Origin of the sequence: Rhodovulum sp. P5, from assembly GCF_002079305.1 — a bacterium.
In the GTDB taxonomy this organism is placed as follows: Bacteria; Pseudomonadota; Alphaproteobacteria; order Rhodobacterales; family Rhodobacteraceae; genus Rhodovulum.
In genome coordinates, this window is sequence record NZ_CP015039.1 from 1,025,902 (window position 1) to 1,041,685 (window position 15,784).

Annotated in this window: 15 protein-coding genes and 1 tRNA gene; 5 read left to right on the forward strand and 11 right to left on the reverse strand. The window is 64.4% G+C overall.

Going from position 1 to position 15,784, the window contains the following annotated elements; translation table 11 throughout:
- Positions 1 to 11 precede the first annotated feature (11 nt).
- From RGUI_RS05065 to RGUI_RS21100, 3 genes are all read left to right on the forward strand, one after another.
- The gene (locus tag RGUI_RS05065; RefSeq protein ID WP_081532049.1) at positions 12 to 1,682 is read left to right on the forward strand and encodes a pentapeptide repeat-containing protein; all 1,671 of its coding nucleotides are present in this window, start codon (positions 12 to 14) and stop codon (positions 1,680 to 1,682) included.
- 169 nt (positions 1,683 to 1,851) lie between these two features.
- The gene (rimK, locus tag RGUI_RS05070; RefSeq protein ID WP_156882872.1) at positions 1,852 to 3,267 is read left to right on the forward strand and encodes a 30S ribosomal protein S6--L-glutamate ligase; all 1,416 of its coding nucleotides are present in this window, start codon (positions 1,852 to 1,854) and stop codon (positions 3,265 to 3,267) included.
- Positions 3,268 to 3,537: 270 nt separating this feature from the next.
- Positions 3,538 to 3,681, forward strand: a complete 144-nt coding sequence (locus tag RGUI_RS21100; protein WP_156882873.1) for an antitoxin Xre-like helix-turn-helix domain-containing protein — start codon at positions 3,538 to 3,540, stop codon at positions 3,679 to 3,681.
- A gap of 76 nt (positions 3,682 to 3,757) precedes the next feature.
- On the opposite strand, the gene RGUI_RS05075 is transcribed toward RGUI_RS21100, so the two are convergent.
- The 3 genes from RGUI_RS05075 to RGUI_RS05085 all read right to left on the reverse strand — a co-directional run bounded on the left by RGUI_RS05075 (position 3,758) and on the right by RGUI_RS05085 (position 6,367).
- Positions 3,758 to 4,537, reverse strand: a complete 780-nt coding sequence (locus RGUI_RS05075) for an SDR family oxidoreductase (RefSeq protein ID WP_081535975.1) — start codon at positions 4,535 to 4,537, stop codon at positions 3,758 to 3,760.
- 253 nt (positions 4,538 to 4,790) lie between these two features.
- A tRNA-Leu gene (locus tag RGUI_RS05080) sits at positions 4,791 to 4,877 on the reverse strand.
- A 125-nt stretch (positions 4,878 to 5,002) separates the two neighbouring features.
- Complete coding sequence (locus RGUI_RS05085; RefSeq protein WP_081532050.1) at positions 5,003 to 6,367, reverse strand: peptidoglycan-binding domain-containing protein; 1,365 nt, start codon at positions 6,365 to 6,367, stop codon at positions 5,003 to 5,005.
- A 109-nt stretch (positions 6,368 to 6,476) separates the two neighbouring features.
- On the opposite strand from RGUI_RS05085, the gene lipB reads away from it, so the two are divergent.
- Positions 6,477 to 7,127, forward strand: a complete 651-nt coding sequence (lipB, locus tag RGUI_RS05090) for a lipoyl(octanoyl) transferase LipB (protein WP_081532051.1) — start codon at positions 6,477 to 6,479, stop codon at positions 7,125 to 7,127.
- Positions 7,128 to 7,137: 10 nt separating this feature from the next.
- Here the strand turns inward: lipB and RGUI_RS05095 are convergent, their stop codons facing one another.
- Together RGUI_RS05095 and RGUI_RS05100 are read right to left on the reverse strand one after the other, a co-directional pair.
- On the reverse strand, positions 7,138 to 7,470 hold the full coding sequence (locus tag RGUI_RS05095; RefSeq protein WP_081532052.1) for a hypothetical protein: 333 nt from the start codon (positions 7,468 to 7,470) through the stop codon (positions 7,138 to 7,140).
- Positions 7,471 to 7,686: 216 nt separating this feature from the next.
- Positions 7,687 to 8,145 (reverse strand): GatB/YqeY domain-containing protein, encoded by a 459-nt coding sequence (locus RGUI_RS05100; protein ID WP_081532053.1) that lies wholly within the window; start codon positions 8,143 to 8,145, stop codon positions 7,687 to 7,689.
- A 181-nt stretch (positions 8,146 to 8,326) separates the two neighbouring features.
- On the opposite strand from RGUI_RS05100, the gene carA reads away from it, so the two are divergent.
- Entirely contained in the window at positions 8,327 to 9,484 is a 1,158-nt protein-coding gene (gene carA / locus RGUI_RS05105; protein WP_081532054.1) for a glutamine-hydrolyzing carbamoyl-phosphate synthase small subunit, read from the forward strand.
- On the opposite strand, the gene hisD is transcribed toward carA, so the two are convergent.
- The 6 genes from hisD to RGUI_RS05135 form a co-directional block, all read right to left on the reverse strand.
- The gene (gene hisD, locus RGUI_RS05110; protein ID WP_081532055.1) at positions 9,481 to 10,812 is read right to left on the reverse strand and encodes a histidinol dehydrogenase; all 1,332 of its coding nucleotides are present in this window, start codon (positions 10,810 to 10,812) and stop codon (positions 9,481 to 9,483) included. The genes carA and hisD overlap by 4 nt on opposite strands.
- A 14-nt stretch (positions 10,813 to 10,826) precedes the next feature.
- Positions 10,827 to 11,627, reverse strand: coding sequence for an ABC transporter permease (locus RGUI_RS05115; RefSeq protein ID WP_081532056.1), 801 nt, complete (start codon positions 11,625 to 11,627; stop codon positions 10,827 to 10,829).
- Positions 11,628 to 11,688: 61 nt separating this feature from the next.
- Complete coding sequence (locus RGUI_RS05120; RefSeq protein ID WP_253798857.1) at positions 11,689 to 12,561, reverse strand: ABC transporter permease; 873 nt, start codon at positions 12,559 to 12,561, stop codon at positions 11,689 to 11,691.
- Positions 12,562 to 12,606: 45 nt separating this feature from the next.
- Positions 12,607 to 13,698 carry a PotD/PotF family extracellular solute-binding protein gene (locus RGUI_RS05125; RefSeq protein WP_081532057.1) on the reverse strand — a complete coding sequence of 364 codons (1,092 nt, stop codon included), beginning with the start codon at positions 13,696 to 13,698 and terminating at the stop codon, positions 12,607 to 12,609.
- A gap of 1 nt (position 13,699) precedes the next feature.
- Positions 13,700 to 14,821 carry an ABC transporter ATP-binding protein gene (locus RGUI_RS05130; RefSeq protein ID WP_081535976.1) on the reverse strand — a complete coding sequence of 374 codons (1,122 nt, stop codon included), beginning with the start codon at positions 14,819 to 14,821 and terminating at the stop codon, positions 13,700 to 13,702.
- Positions 14,822 to 14,932: 111 nt separating this feature from the next.
- Positions 14,933 to 15,703 carry an SDR family NAD(P)-dependent oxidoreductase gene (locus RGUI_RS05135; RefSeq protein ID WP_081532058.1) on the reverse strand — a complete coding sequence of 257 codons (771 nt, stop codon included), beginning with the start codon at positions 15,701 to 15,703 and terminating at the stop codon, positions 14,933 to 14,935.
- Positions 15,704 to 15,784: the final 81 nt, after the last annotated feature.

A 15,784-nucleotide genomic window follows, 5' to 3' on the forward strand; every position in this document is an offset into this window, starting at 1 on the left:
GCCGCCCGCGGATGAGAGGACAGCACACCGACCGCCTGCGCGCGGCGTTCGAGCGGAACAAGGCGCAGCCAAAGGCGGCGACGCCCGGCCCGGACTACATCGCGCGTATCGACGCGCTGACGGTGGCGGGCCGCACGAACTGGTTCGGGCTTCTCGGCTATCTGGTCTTCGCCTTCATCACCGTGCTCAGCGTCGAGGATGCCGATTTCTTCATCGCCAATCGCCAGACGCAATTGCCGCTGGTCAACATCTCGATCCCGACGCTCAGCTTCTTCCTGTTCGCCCCGATCCTCGGCGCGGCGCTTTACATCTACCTGCACCTCCACGTGCGGAAAGTGTCAGAGGCGCTTGTGGCGCCGGAGCCCGCGCCCGATGGCGTAACGCTGGAACGGCGGATCAAACCCTGGCTTCTGAATGACCTGATCCTGCGGCGGCATCATCCCAAGGCCATCGACCGGCGCGACCTTGATCGGTTCTCGGACATGGTAACGATTGCGCTGGTCTGGCTGGCGGGTCCTTTCGTGCTGGGCGCGATCTGGACGAACTCTTTCGTGGTGCACAATTTCTGGCTGACCTCGCTTGCCGGGTTGTGCTTCTTTGGGTCCATCCTCGTCGGCGCCATTAGTTGGCGAAAGATGGAACAGGATACCTGCGCGCCCATCAAGCTCGCGACACTCGATACGGCAAGGATGTACGCCCGGGCCGTACCGTTGCTGATTCTGGTGCTGCTTTACGGCGCACTGGCAACCAAGGGGTTCCCCTTGCGGCCTGACTACAGGACGTTTTTTAGCAACGCACCTCTAATCATGCCGGTCCGCCCGTTCGCGGTTTCGCCGAACCTGCGAGAGGCTCAACTGTCGACGCTGCCGACCGATCAGGCCGACCCGATCGTCGCGCGGGCCAAGTATCGCGGCGACTGGTGCCGACGCGTTGGCCATCCTCCCCTGATCTGCGGGACGTTGCCTTCTGATCGGACGGAGGTTCCGCCGTTTCAGAGATCCGACCGCCTGAAATGGTGCGCCGACCAGTCCACACCGCTCGATCAGGACGCATGCGAAACCTACTTCGCGACGAAAGACACAGAATTCGAACGGGAATGGCGGGATTTCCGAGGCGCACAAATCAAAGCTCTGCCCAAACCGGACATGCGAAACCGCGATATCCGAAAGGCAGACCTCTACGCAGCGTCCTTGACCGGCGTCGACTTTTCCGGGGCGCAAATGGAGGGGGCGGATCTCAGCGGGGCGCAGATGGAGGGGGCGGTCCTCTGGAGGGCGGAGATGGCGGGGGCGAGCCTCAGAGGGGCGCAGATGGCGGGGGCGTACCTCCGCGGGGCGCGGATGGAGGGGACGGACCTCAGCGACGCGCGGATGGAGGGGGCGAACCTCAGCTTCAGCCTGTTGACAGGCAGGCAAGATGCGCCGACCTTGTTAAAATCCACGGCCCTCAGCGCGAGCATAAACGATGGCGGCGCTGAGGGCCGTGGATTTGACCGAAGCCACCTTCGACGCGAGGACCGATTTCCGAAACACCTTTCTCGATGGCAGCGTGAAGGTGACCGACGCCTTCCGGGCGCAGATGGGCGACCCCTGTCAATGGCGCAAGGACGTGCTGGGCGATACAGAGTTCTTCGCCCGCTGGCGCGGCTGGTTCGAGGTCAGACCATACCCGAACTTTTTTGAGGATTGGAACGACATCGCCCCAGCCAAATGGCGCAACGTCACCCCCATCCCCCCGCCGCCGGGTTGCGCATGGAAGACCGGGCCGATGCCGGGTGCCGCACCCGCGCAGCCTTGAAATTAACGTCCGCCCCTGCCACGCTCCCGCCAACCGGAACAACCGCAAGCAGGCATGATGGACGACACGACCGAACCGCACCCCTCCGAATTCCGTCTGGGATGGGAGGAATGGGTGGCCTTTCCCGGCCTCGGCCTGCCCGCGATGAAGGCCAAGGTGGACACCGGCGCCAAGACCTCGGCGCTGCATGCCTTCGACATCGAACCCTTCGGCCCGGCCTCCCGCCCCAAGGTGCGCTTCGCCGTTCACCCGATCCCGGGGCGGGAGGATCTGTCGATCCCCTGCTCGGCCGAGATCGTGGACCGGCGCGAGGTGATCTCCTCCAACGGAGAGTCCGAATGGCGTTTCGTCATCAGCGCCGATATCGAGGTCGGCGGCCGGTCCTGGCCCATCGAACTGACCCTGACCCATCGCGGCGGCATGGCCTATCGCATGCTTCTGGGTCGGCAGGCCCTGACCGAGGATATCGTGGTCAGCCCCGGCGAAAGCTGCTGCCAGCCGGTCCTGAGTTACGACGTCTACCACACCGCCGAGGTCAGCCACGTCGCCCCCGCCCGCACCCTGCGCATCGCCGTGCTCAGCCGGGAGGCGCACAGCTACTCCACCACCCGTCTGGTGCAGGAGGGCGAAAAACGCGGCCATGTGATCGAAGTGATCGACACCACCCGCTGCTACATGGCGCTGGATGCGCTGTCGCCCGAGGTCCATTATGACGGCCAGCGCCTGCCCCGCTATGACGCGATCATCCCGCGCATCGGGGCGTCGGTGACGAACTATGGCACCGCGGTGATCCGCCAGTTCGAAACCACGGGCACCTATTGCGTGAACGGGTCCGAAGGCATCACCGCCAGCCGCGACAAGCTGCACGCGCACCAGATATTGGCCCGCCACCGCATCGGCATGCCGATGACGGCGTTTGCGGCCTCCCCCAAGGACACCAACAACCTGATCTCTCTGGTCGGCGGCGCGCCCTTGATCGTGAAACTTCTGGAATCGACGCAAGGCAAGGGCGTGGTGCTGGCCGAGACGAAAAAGGCCGCGGAATCCGTGATCTCCGCCTTCCGGGGGCTGAAGGCGTCCTTCCTCGTCCAGCGTTTCGTGAAGGAGGCCGCAGGAGAGGATATCCGCTGCCTCGTCGTCGGCTCAAAGGTCGTGGCCGCGATGAAGCGCAGCGGGGCGGAAGGCGACTTCCGCTCCAACCTCCACCAGGGTGGCCATGCGGAAAAGGTCCGCATCACCAAGGAAGAGCGGGAAACCGCGGTCCGGGCGGCGCGCGCCTTCCGGCTGAACCTTGCCGGCGTCGACCTGCTGCGCGCCGAGGACGGCCCGAAGGTGCTGGAGGTCAACTCCTCCCCCGGGCTGGAGGGGATCGAGAAGACGTCCGGCAAGAACATCGCCGGGTTGCTTTACGACGAGATCGAGAAACGCGTGCGCCCGATGCCGCTTCCAAAGGGGCGGCGCAGGCGATAGCGCACACTCTACCGTCGACGCCTTGCAAGCAGCGGAACGCCGCCACATGTTAGCCATGTGTAAATGGCATGACAGACAGAGCCGCCATCGCCATGGTATGATGGCAAGATAATTTCAAAAAACTGGGGCAGATTGAACAGAATGAAACCCGGGCATTTTGGGTCCAGAGGAGGAGCTGGTACCTTGGAAACAAACGAAAACACCACTCGCGACAAAGTTGCCGAACCAGAAGCGCACGACCGGAGGTTGATTCGCACGAAACTTGGGCCGATGCCTGCAGAAGCCCTCCGCGCGATGGAAGATTACGGGCTGAGCGACGCCGAAATCGGACAGTATTTCGGGGTGACACCGTCATCGATCCACAGGCTCAAGCAAAGGCTGGATGCGAACGACCCGGCCCGCGAAGACGCCTGACGCGGCAAGAACGAAGAACGCGGGCCACATCGCAGGATGTGGCCCGACGCATTTCAACCCGGCTGACCCGATCGACCTACAGAACCGTATTCACGGCGCCGCCGTCGAGCAGGATGTTCTGCCCGACGATAAAGCCCGCATGCTGCGAACACAGGAATGCGCAGGTGGCACCGAATTCCGCGGGCGTTCCGTAGCGACGCGCGGGGATCGTGGCGGCACGCCGGGCCTGTGCCTCTTCCAGCGAAATGCCTTCGCCCTCGGCCACCCCCTTGTCGAGCGCATCGGCCCGGTCGGTGGCATGAATGCCCGGAAGCAGGTTGTTGATCGTTACCCCGTGGGGGGCAACCTGCCGTGACGTCCCCGCGACATAGCCGGTCAGGCCCGCGCGGGCCGAGTTCGACAGCCCCAGCACCGCGATCGGCGCCTTGACCGACTGGCTGGTGATGTTGACGACCCGGCCCCAGCCCCTGTCCATCATGCCCGGCACCAGCGCCTTCATCAGGGCAATCGGCGTCAGCATGTTGGCATCCAGCGCCATCATGAAATCGTCGCGGTCCCAGTCGGTCCACATACCCGGCGGCGGACCGCCCGCATTCGTCACGAGGATATCCACCGTTCCGACCGTGTCGAGCACCCGTTGCCGCCCGGTCTCATCGGTGATGTCGGCCGCAACCGCCATGACCGGTACGCCATAGGCCGCGCGGATATCGGCGGCAGCGGATTCCAGCGCCTCCGCCCCCCGCGCATTCATTACCAGTTCGACCCCGGCGGCGGCCAGTGCCTCGGCACAGCCTCGCCCAAGGCCCTTTGACGAGGCGCAGACTAGCGCCCGTTTGCCCGCGATTCCAAGATCCATCATCATCTCCTTCATTTGCGTCGAGAGCCATCGCGCGCGGCTCGATGCATGGATACCGACGCGGCCTGACGCAGGCCGGTTTGCTGTCACGACACCTAGAGCTTCGGCGGCGTTCGCGCCACCTGTGACAAGCCCTTGTCCGGCACGCCGCCGACCCCGGCGAAGACAGCGGGGCTAATGCACGAGACTGTCTGCCACCGCAACGGGTTGTCGCTGCATGACGTCGATCTCGGATCACGATTTCAGGAGTTTATGGTGCGGTCGAGAAGACTCGAACTTCCACGGGAGTTACCCCACAGCGACCTCAACGCTGCGCGTCTACCAATTCCGCCACGACCGCACGTCATGTGATGGTGAAGGGTGGAATAGCGGGTCGCGCCGCGGATGTGAAGTGGAATTTTCGGCTTTTTTCGCGTTGGGCCGCGCCGCGTTCATCACGGCCGGCGCGGCCCATTTGTTCAAGCTTCAGTTGTCGATGGAGAACGTCGGCAATGCGGCCGGTTGCGGGTCGTTCGCCCCGGCACCGGACATGCTGGAAGACCTGCCGCCGACCTGATAGGCGGCCTTCCGGATCAGGTCCGACCGCTCTGGCTGGCCGGGTGCGAAGACCGGGATGGCCCCGCGGTCAACGGCCCCGAAGCCGATGTCATACCAGTTCATCGCCAGATCGGTCCGCTTGGACGCCCCGAAGCCCTGGCTCAGGTGATGGCCCAGAAGCTCGGCATAGACCTCTTCCCCGAGCACAACGAGAATCAACGCCGAACCGATCGCGACATCCATGTCGTCCGTCCGGTATCCCACCGACAGGCAGATCTTGGCAGTTCCCGCAAGCTGCGCCGGCGACATACCGGTTTGCAGGACGAAACTGCCCACATCCTTCATCACGTCCGCGGTCGGTTTCAGCGACACCGCGGCGACATAGTCTTTCAGGACCGGGCCGAAGGCCTTGCACTGGTCGGCGATCTGTTCGCTGGACATCGCGCCCACCTTGTCGGCCAGTTCCTCGCCCGAGGCGATGGCATAGGTGCGGGCCAGGCAGAACTGCTCGTTCAAGGCGAAATTGGCGTCGGACATCGAAGCGGCGGTGGTGAACCCGCCATTGGTGTTGGTCAGCAGGCTGACCTTGTTGCAGTGGGAGGCCAGCGACTGCCCCGTGCCCTGCCCCATGAAATTCGGCAGCGCCGGCTTGGCCGCGGTGGCGGCCGTCGCGGCCACAGCGCCAACGGCCGCGCCGGTCGCAACGCTGGCCGCACGCGGGGCAACCACGGTCTGTGTCTGCGGTACCGCAGCGGCCGGCGGGGCGATCACCACGGTCGTGGTGGAGGGCGGCTGTATCTGCGGTTGGATCGGGGCCACACCACCGGTGGCAAGCTGTTGCTGATAGGTCTTCAGCAGCCCGCGCATGCCATATCCGCTGGCCGCGGCCATCTGCGCCGAAGCCGCCCCGCCCGCAACGGCGCGGTGATAGGAACTGACGAGGAAGTCGCGTTCATAAGGGCTCAACCGGCCAGTCACGGGATAGCCCATGAAGGCCTGGTATTGCGAGATCGCGTTTCGCGACCGTTGCCCCATCACGCCATCGACGGTTCCCGCCGGGAACCCGAAATAGTTCAGTGATGTCTGCGTCTCCCGGTTCTGGGCACGCGTGGCAGACGACACGGTCGTCCGCCTTTGGGTGGTCTTTTTCTTGTGCGCCTCGTTGACGATGGCGCCCCCGATGATACCGCCCAGAATACCCACGGCGACATCCCCGGCATCCGCCGCGACACGCCCGGCACTTGTAATGGTCAGACTGGCCGCAAGACAGGCCATTGCAAATTGACGTTTCATGATGACATTTCTCCCGCGTAGGACAGCAGCAAACGACCCGCGGAGGCCGTTTTCCCGACAATCAGTGTCGGAGGCGTCTCGCGATTGTGTCAAGGAGTATCGATCAACCATGGCGCCGGAATGGCAAGTCTTTGACGGTTTGGTCCCGTATGAGGAGGCCTGCGAGAGGATGGAGGCCCGCGTCGCCGGGATTTCCGCAGGCACAGCGGCAGAGGCAATCTGGCTTCTGGAACACCCGCCCCTCTACACCGCAGGCACGTCGGCACGGCCGGACGATCTGACCGATCCGGGCCGGTTCCCGGTGCATCAGACGCGGCGGGGCGGACAATTCACCTATCACGGCCCGGGCCAGCGCGTGGTCTATACCATGCTCGATCTCACCCACCGCGGCCGGGACGTGCGCCGCTTTGTCTGGCAACTGGAAGACTGGGTGATCCGCACCCTCGACGAATTCAACGTCAAAGGGGAACGGCGCGTGGGGCGCGTCGGCGTCTGGGTCGTCCGTCCGCAACTGGCGCCGTCACCGTCCGGCGCCCCGCGAGAGGACAAGATCGCCGCGATCGGCGTGCGCATCCGCCGCTGGATCAGCTTTCACGGCCTGGCCATCAACGTGGAACCGGACCTGACGCATTACGACGGCATCGTCCCCTGCGGCATCGCCGATCACGGGGTGACCAGCCTTGTGGATCTCGGCCTGCCGGTCAGCATGGCCGATCTCGATGTCGCGCTGGAACGGACCTTTCCGAAGGTCTTCGGATAGGCCCGAGCCGTCAGTGCTTCGTCTTGCTGCCGGCGATGTCCTTTAGCGAGGGGCTGCCCTCGATCAACAGGGCCCGGTCGCCGTTGGGATGCGCGGTTTCCTGAAGCTCCATCAGGTCCTTCTCGTATTCCTCGGCCTTCAGCTTGAAGAACCGCTGGGCCAGATCCTCGTACATCTCACGCGCAAGCAGCAGCCCCAACACCAGCGCGGTGATGAAGAAGATGAAGTGCTGATAGATGAAGAGGAATGTGAACAGATGAACCACGATCAGCAGAAGCGCAGAACCGCGCAGGATCAGGGCCGGCCATTGCTCGGCCTTCACGTTCTTGATGTATTTCAGCATCTGATGTCTCTGTATCGCTTGTTGCCGGCAGGATAGCGCCCATAGCAGTCGGGAAAAAGCACTCCTGCACCTGTTTCTAGTCTCTGCTGTGTTACCAAGCCACTACCGCCAGATGGGTTTCCCTGCGGAATGGACAAGCCCTGCGGGGATCACGGATGTCAGGTCGTGCCGCGATGCGGGACATATCGCACATCATGCCGCAGCGCGGCAATCCCTTCAGGCGAGGCGATCCTTGACCATCGGTCCCACGGCCCCGAAATCCATCTGACCGGCATATTCGGCCTTCAGCACGGCCATGACTCGCCCGACATCGCGAATGCTCTCGGCACCGGTCTCGGACAGGGCGGCATCGACGGCCTCTTGCACTTCCTCATCGGTCAGTTGTCGCGGCAGGAATTCCTCGATCACCGCGATCTCCGACCGCTCGCGCTCTGCCAGGTCAAGACGGCCGCCCTCTTCATAGGCGCGGGCACTTTCCTGGCGCTGCTTGATCATCCGGCCGAGAATCGAAAGGATCTCGTCCTCGCCAACACCGGTCTCAGACCCGTCGGAGCGCAGGGCGATATCCTTGTCCTTGATCGCGGCATTGATCAGGCGTAGCGTGGCCAGACGCTCCGCCTCCTTGTTTTTCATCGCGCTTTTCAGCGATGTCGATATCCGGCTGCGCAAATCCATCAGGGTCCTCGTGTCACCGGTCGCGTCAGGCTGTGCACCATAACGATCAGCCGCCGCAGAGGCAAGCGGACGCCAAAGCACTAAGTTACTGAAATAAGGTGGTTTTGCATTTTGCCTCGCCCCTTGATTCTTGGCACGCGCGGCCATAGTCTCCGCCGGATTCCGCGATCAGGAGACCCCCATGCCCGGCACAGCACGCGCCCCCCGCCCGACCGCTTGCCTGACCCTTGCCGATGGAACCGTGTTCTACGGAAAAGGGTTCGGCGCCACCGGTGAGAGGGTGGCAGAGCTGTGCTTCAACACGGCAATGACCGGCTATCAGGAGATCATGACCGATCCCTCCTATGCCGGGCAGGTGGTCACCTTCACCTTCCCCCATGTGGGCGATGTCGGCGTGAACCCCGAAGACGACGAACAGGCCGCGCCCGTGGCCGACGGTATGGTCGTGAAATGGGACCCGACAGAGCCCAGCAACTGGCGCGCCGCCGATACCCTTTCGGACTGGCTGGCCCGGCAAGGGCGGGTCGGCATCGGCGGGGTCGACACCCGCCGTCTGACCCGCGCGATCCGCCAACAGGGTTCCCCCCATGTCGCCTTGGCCCACGACCCCGAAGGCCAGTTCGATATCGAGGCGCTGGTCGCCAAGGCGCGCGGCTTCTGCGGGCTGGAGGGGCTGGATCTGGCCAAGGACGTCACCTGCGCCCAAAGCTATCGCTGGGATGAGATGCGCTGGGCATGGCCGGACGGCTATCAGCGTCGCGAAGGTCCCGGGCACAAGGTCGTGGCCATCGACTACGGCGCGAAACGCAACATCCTGCGCTGCCTTGCCTCGGCGGGCTGCGATGTCACCGTTCTGCCGGCAACCGCCACGGCAGAGGATGTTCTGGCGCTGTCCCCCGACGGTGTGTTCCTGTCGAACGGCCCCGGCGATCCCGCGGCAACGGGCGCCTATGCCGTGCCGATGATCCAGGGCGTGCTGGAGCGGGACATTCCCCTTTTCGGGATCTGCCTTGGCCATCAGATGCTGGCACTGGCGCTCGGCGCGAAGACGATCAAGATGAACCACGGCCATCACGGCGCGAACCACCCGGTGAAGGATCTGGAAACCGGCAAGGTCGAGATCACGTCGATGAATCACGGCTTCACCGTCGACAGCCAAAGCCTGCCAGCCGGCGTCAAGGAAACCCATGTTTCGCTGTTCGACGGGTCGAATTGCGGCATCCGCATGGCCGACCGCCCGGTCTTTTCCGTCCAGTACCACCCAGAGGCCAGCCCCGGCCCCCAGGACAGCTACTACCTGTTCGAACGGTTCGCCGCGGCGATGGCGGAACGGGCCTAACCTTCGTTCCCGAAGGCCGCGTCACGCATCGCGGATACCGCGTTGGCATGGGCATCGAAGCCTTCGTATTCCGCGAAGCGTTTCGCCTTGGGGGCCAGCAGGTCATAGCCGCGGCGGGTCACATGGCCCAGCCCGATGGTCTTCAGATAGGCATGGACACCAAGCGGCGAATGAGTCAGCGCCGCGGCATTCGTCGGCAACACGGCATTGGGTCCCAGCGTGAAGTTCCCGATGCAGATCGGGGTATGGGCGCCCAGCAGGATTTCCCCGGCATTGCGGATCGCGCCAAGATAATCCTGCGGCACCTCGGCATGGATTTGCAGATGTTCTGGCGCATAGGCGTTGACGAAGTCGATCGCCGCCCCGAAGTCCGGCGTCAGAATCACCCCACCCCGCGGGCCACATAGGACCGCCTGCGAGAAACCGGTGCGCTCCTCCCCCATCGCCGCCCAATAGCCGGGGATAGCGGCAAGGGCATCCTCTGCCACGCTGCGGGAATTCGTGACGAGCCATGCGGAACTGTCGGGTCCGTGTTCGGATTCAATCAACAGATCCAGCGCGGCGACGCGCCCGTTGGCGGTCTCGTCGGCAAGAATGATGGACTCGCTCGGCCCCGCGGGGGTGCCGGGGTCCAGCCGGTCGGACAAGAGCCGCTTTGCAGCAACCACCCACGGGCTGCCCGGCCCGACCATCTTGGGCGCCCTTGGTACGGTTTCGGTGCCATAGGCGACCGCCGCGACGCCTTGCGCGCCCCCGCATTTATAGACCTCTTCCACCCCGGCGATCCGGGCGGCGACCAGCGTGGCGGCATCCACCTTGCCGTCCGGCCCCGGCGGGGTCACGATGAAGGGGCGGCCGACACCTGCCACCACCGCCGGGATCGTCGTCATCATCACCACCGATGGAAACGAGCCCTTGCCCCGCGGGACGTAGCAGGCGACCGAGTCGATGGGCACGACCTTTTCGCCCGCAAACACGCCCGGATGCATTTCCTTCCACCACATCTCCTCTGGCATCTGCGCCTGATGGAACCGGCGCACGTTGTCGGAGCAGAATTCCAGAACCTCGATCATCTCCCGATCCACCGCATCGAAAGCCGCGTCGAAATCGGCCGGCGTCGCGGCGATGGCATCCGCCGTCACGGGCGATTTGTCGAACTGGTTGGCAAACCGGGCAAGGGCCGCGTCGCCCTCGTCCCGGACCGCCTCGATAATCGGTTTCGCCGCTTCCAGGATCGGGCCAAGATCGCCCTCGGTCCGCTTCAGCAGCGCGGCGCGCCCCGCGTCATCCAGCGTGGCATACTCGTGAAAGGTGACGGTGGTCGGCATGGGCAGGCTCCGGTTCATTTCGAGCGCAGGAAGATTTCCAGCCCGACCAGAAGGTCGAGCAACAGGACCGCGACCAGCGCGATCACGATGTAGAGGACGGACACCGCGGCAAGGTCGGGTGTGATGACGCTGCGGATGGAGTTGTAGATCTGCACCGGCAGCGTGACGGTACGGCTGTCGGTCAGAAACAGGCTGACGAGGAATTCGTTGAAGGCGAGGATGAACATCAACAAGCCGCCGGTGATTACCCCCGGCATCACTGCCGGCAGCGTTACGGTCAGGAAGGTCTGCAGCGGCGGCGCTCCGCAATTCATCGCGGCGTTTTCCAGTTCGGGGTCGATGGCGTTGACGCTTGCCGCGACCGACCAGATCATGAAGGGCAGGTTGATCACGCACAGCGCGACGCCCACGGGCCAAAGCTGGCCAAGGATGCGGATTTCTCCAAAGAACAGCATCATCGAGATGCCGGAAACCACCAGCGGGATGGTGAAGGGCAACAGCAGGTAAACCTGAACGGCATTGCGGAACCGCAGGCGATAACGCACGGTCGCCAGCGCGGCCAGTGTGCCGACCGGCAGGCTGACCAGCGTGCAGATGACCGAGACATAGAAGGTACGGACAAGCGCGCCCTTGAAACTGTCAAGCTGCCACAGTTCCCGATACCAGCGCAGCGAAAACCCCTCCGGCGGGAACTGGATGATCTCGCCTGACGTGAAGGACGCGCCGATCACGATCAGCGTCGGCAGGCTTAGGGTGATCAGGCTGACCGCGACCAGCCCCCAGATGACCAGACGCTTCGACAGGCTGCCCCTCATGCGTCCTCCCCCCGCACGCCGAGCGTTCCCGTGCCCGCAATCAGGAAGACACCGGCCACGATCAGGCTGCCCAAGGTGACCAGCACCATCGACAGCGCGGCCCCAGCCCCGGATTGGAGATCTGGAAGAAGCTGTCATAGATTGCCGAGGCGATGAAATCCGACGTGCCGCCACCCAGTATCTCGGGCATCGCGAAATCCGTCAGCGTCAGCGTGAAGACCACGACAGAGGCACCCGTCAGCCCCGGGCGCGCCATCGGCAGAACCACATGGCGGAAGGTGGATACCCATGTCGCGCCAAGGCTTTCGGAGGCAAGCTCGATATCCTCCGGGATCGCCGCGATGGCCGGCACAATCAGCAGGATCGCAAACGGCAGCATGTATTGCACCAGCCCGAAGATCACCGCCGGGTAATTGAACAGAAGATCGAAGGTCGGCAGGCCAAGCCCCGAAAGCGCGGTGTTCACCAACCCCTCCCGCCCCAGCACGATCAGCCAGCCATAGGCACGCACCACCTGCCCGATGAAAAACGGCAGAAACAGCGCGATCAGCAGGAACTTCCGAAGCGCCGCAGAATGGGTCCGCACGATGGCATAGGCATAGGGGAAAGCGAGGAAGACCGAAATGAGCGTCACCAGCAGAGCCCCCCAAAGGGTTCGTCCCAGCACCCGCGTATAGACCGGACGGTCAAGGATCGTCTGATAGTTCGTCAGGCTATAGGCCTCTTTCAACCGGTAGGTCGCAAGGTCAAGCTCGTGCAGGCTGAATTCCACCATATAGCCCAAGCCGATCACCAGAACGCCCACCAGAAACAATGCCGGCGCAAGCAGGCCCCAGGGCGTCAGCCGCCGCAGGCGCGCCGGCCACAGGAAGGCCGCCGCGGCCTCAACCGCGTCAAGAACGCGCCATTGGATCGGAAGATTGCCTCGGGACATCTGCGCAGGATGCATGGGGGCGGCAAAGACCGCCGCCCCGACGCGTCAGCCCTGGAATATCTCGCTGAACTTCGCGAACCAGATCGGCTGGTTTTCCACCAGGACGGGCGAGGGCACCGACACCAGCTTTGCGAAATCCTCGGGCTTGGTCGGGTAGGACGGATCGCCCACCAGATCGGCCGGCGGCGCGATCCCCGGATAGACCGGCGGCAGGCCCAGAAGCGAACACCACTTCGCCTGCGCGTCCTTCGACAGGGCGAAATTGACGAACTGCTTGGCCCAGTATTCCTCGTTCTCCGGCAGGCCCTTGGGCACCCACAACCCATCGGTGTCGACCTTGCAGCCTTCCTCCGGCACGGTCCATTCCACGTCGATGTCGCTTTGCCGCGCGGCACGGGCGTTCACCGAGATCGTGCAGGCAATATCGATCTCGCCATTCTGGAACCATGTCGTGAAATCGGCGTCCTCGCCCAGAAGTGGCGCGTTGGCCTTGAGCTTGCGGTAGAATTCATACCCCGGTTCCATGTTGCCGGGGATGTCTTCGAATGTGCCGCCGCCGGCGATGACCGAGATCGGGTTGAACCCGATGCCGTCATCATAAAGGGCGATGCGCCCCTTGAACTTCGGGTCCAGCATCACCGTCCAGCTTGCCGGGGGGCCATCGGGGAACGCCTCTGGCCGGTAGGCGCAGACATAGACATAGGCATAGGTGTTCACCAACGGATAGCCGTCCAGCCCCGTGGGCTTGGCCAGCGGCAACAGCCCGTCAAGGTTCGGCAGATCGGACAGGTCGACCGTCACGCCACGGAGCGCCGAGATCGTCGCGTTGGTCGTGGTGTCCCAGTTCACGTGGATCGGCGGGATGCGCCCCTGATCGACGGCCGCCCAGATCTTTGGTTTGATCTCGTTATCCTCGGTAAAGTCCAGCCGCACGGGAATGCCGGTTTCCGCCGTGAAGGGATCGGCCACGCCTTCCTTCAGCGCATCGCCCCAGGCCCCGCCCCAGGCGCGCACGATGATCTCCGACGGTTTGTCCTGCGCGCGCAGGATGCCGGGCATGGCCAGCGCCCCCGCTCCGGCGGCGCTCAGCTTCAGGAAGGTGCGCCGGGCGGTGCCGGGCCGTGGTGTGCGTGTCATGTCAGATCGCTCCCTGCTGGTTGTCATGCGTTACAGTCGGCTGCGCCTGCCCGGTCGGGAAGGCGAAAAGGTCGCGCGCCGCCCATTCAAGGCGAACCGGCTGGCCTTCGTCGAAGACGTTGTGGCTGACCGGATCGTGGTCGAAGATGCTGAGAACCGCGCCGTCCAGCGCCGGAACCTCGACCAGATAGACCATCCGCTCCCCCTCGAAGATGCGCTGGCGAACTTGGCCCTCGACGGCGTTCTCCCGCTTCGGCGTGCCGGCCACCGGGCCGATGGCGATCTGCTCGGCCCGGATCACGCAGTCGACCGGGGTGCCCTTCGCCATCGCCGGGCCATTCGCCAGCAAATCGCCGCCCCCGACCCGAACCGTCAAGGCGCCCTCCCCCTGCCCCGCCACATGGCCAGAGAGCATCGAGGTCACGCCGATAAACTGCGCCACGAACGGATTTCCAGGCCGGCGGTACAGCGCGACCGGCGTGTCTGCCTGCTGCACCCGGCCCCCGTCCATCACCACGATCCGGTCCGACATCACCAGCGCCTCCCGCTGGTCATGGGTCACGTTGATCGTGGTCACGCCAAGCTCTTGCTGGATCCGGCGGAATTCAAGCTGCATGTCCTCGCGCAGCTTGCGGTCCAGCGCCGACAGGGGTTCGTCCAGCAGCAACAGATCGGGGTTGAAGACCAGCGCCCGGGCAATCGCGACCCGCTGCTGCTGCCCGCCCGAAAGCTGATGCGGGCGGCGGTCGCGATAGTCGCCAAGACGCACAAGGCCCAGGTAGTCATCGACCAGACCCGGGATCTTCGCCGGATCGAAGCGGCGCATCTTCAGCGGATAGGCCACGTTTTCCGCCGCGGTCATGTGCGGGAACAGCGCCAGCTTCTGAAACACCATCCCAATGGAGCGGCGATAGGGCGGCACCGTGTCCATCGCCACGCCGTTGATCCGGATCGTGCCGCTGTCGGGCACCTCGAACCCCGCGATCATGCGCAAAAGCGTGGTCTTGCCACAGCCAGAGGGGCCGACCACCGTCATGAACTCCCCCCGCCCAAGCGAGAGGGACGCCGCCGAAACGGCCGGTTGGCCGCGAAACGTCTTTGAGACGTCGGTAATCTCAACCATGCGGCTGGCGGACTGCACGTTCAAACCCAAACCCCCGGAACCGGTGCGATGGTCCTCCCGGGGGACAGGGCTGTCAAGCGGTCCCATGCCCCCGCCGCCACGACGCCGGGGTCAGATCGAGGCAAGATAGCCGCCATCCACATAGATTATCTGGCCAGTCATGTAGGCCGACGCGTCCGAGGCCAGAAAGACCGTCGCGCCGACCAGATCCTGCAACTGCCCGAACCGGCCCATCGGGATCTTCGCCTGCATGCGGGCCTGCCAGTCCGGGTTCTGGTAAAAGGCTTCGGTCAGCTCTGTCCGGAAATAGCCGGGACCAAGCGCATTCACCCGCACACCCGCCGCCGCCCATTCCGCGGCCAGTGCCCGCGTCATGCCGAGGATCCCGCTTTTCGACGAGGTATAGGGCACCGCCGTCGGCACCCCCACCGCCGAGGTCAGCGACCCGAGATTGACGATACTGCCGGGCCGCCCCGCCGCGATCAGCGGACGGGCAAACCCCTGGGCGACGAAAAACGCGCCTTTCAGGTTCGTGTCCACGATCCGATCCCACAGGTCTTCTTCCAGGTCGAGAGAGGCGCAGACCTCTTCCATCCCGGCGTTATTGACCAGGATATCGGGGATAACGTCCAGCGCCGCGATGGCCGCCTGCATGTCGCGGATCGAGGTGACATCGCTGACATCGGCCTCGACCACTTTCGCACTGCGGCCCAAGGCTTCGACCGCCGCGCAGACCTCGCCCAGCCGGTCGGCCGACCGTCCGACGGCTACGATGTCGGCCCCGTGCGCGGCCAGCCCCTCGGCCAGCGCGCGACCGATGCCCCGGCTTGCGCCGGTCACCAGCGCCACGCGCCCTGTCAGATCGAAACTCACCCCCGCCATATGCACCCCTTGGCTGTCATCCGGTCCACCGCCAGAGCCAGTGAACCGCTGCGCAACGGGTCTGTCAAACGACAGTTGGCG

Bases quoted from the DNA above. Each gene is read 5' to 3' on its own strand.
- RGUI_RS05065 (WP_081532049.1), top strand. From the start codon at position 12: ATGAGAGGACAGCACACCGACCGCCTGCGCGCGGCGTTCGAGCGGAAC.
- rimK (WP_156882872.1), top strand. From the start codon at position 1,852: ATGATGGACGACACGACCGAACCGCACCCCTCCGAATTCCGTCTGGGA.
- RGUI_RS21100 (WP_156882873.1), top strand. From the start codon at position 3,538: ATGCCTGCAGAAGCCCTCCGCGCGATGGAAGATTACGGGCTGAGCGAC.
- RGUI_RS05075 (WP_081535975.1), bottom strand. From the start codon at position 4,537: ATGGATCTTGGAATCGCGGGCAAACGGGCGCTAGTCTGCGCCTCGTCA.
- RGUI_RS05085 (WP_081532050.1), bottom strand. From the start codon at position 6,367: ATGAAACGTCAATTTGCAATGGCCTGTCTTGCGGCCAGTCTGACCATT.
- lipB (WP_081532051.1), top strand. From the start codon at position 6,477: ATGGCGCCGGAATGGCAAGTCTTTGACGGTTTGGTCCCGTATGAGGAG.
- RGUI_RS05095 (WP_081532052.1), bottom strand. From the start codon at position 7,470: ATGCTGAAATACATCAAGAACGTGAAGGCCGAGCAATGGCCGGCCCTG.
- RGUI_RS05100 (WP_081532053.1), bottom strand. From the start codon at position 8,145: ATGGATTTGCGCAGCCGGATATCGACATCGCTGAAAAGCGCGATGAAA.
- carA (WP_081532054.1), top strand. From the start codon at position 8,327: ATGCCCGGCACAGCACGCGCCCCCCGCCCGACCGCTTGCCTGACCCTT.
- hisD (WP_081532055.1), bottom strand. From the start codon at position 10,812: ATGCCGACCACCGTCACCTTTCACGAGTATGCCACGCTGGATGACGCG.
- RGUI_RS05115 (WP_081532056.1), bottom strand. From the start codon at position 11,627: ATGAGGGGCAGCCTGTCGAAGCGTCTGGTCATCTGGGGGCTGGTCGCG.
- RGUI_RS05120 (WP_253798857.1), bottom strand. From the start codon at position 12,561: ATGTCCCGAGGCAATCTTCCGATCCAATGGCGCGTTCTTGACGCGGTT.
- RGUI_RS05125 (WP_081532057.1), bottom strand. From the start codon at position 13,698: ATGACACGCACACCACGGCCCGGCACCGCCCGGCGCACCTTCCTGAAG.
- RGUI_RS05130 (WP_081535976.1), bottom strand. From the start codon at position 14,821: ATGGTTGAGATTACCGACGTCTCAAAGACGTTTCGCGGCCAACCGGCC.
- RGUI_RS05135 (WP_081532058.1), bottom strand. From the start codon at position 15,703: ATGGCGGGGGTGAGTTTCGATCTGACAGGGCGCGTGGCGCTGGTGACC.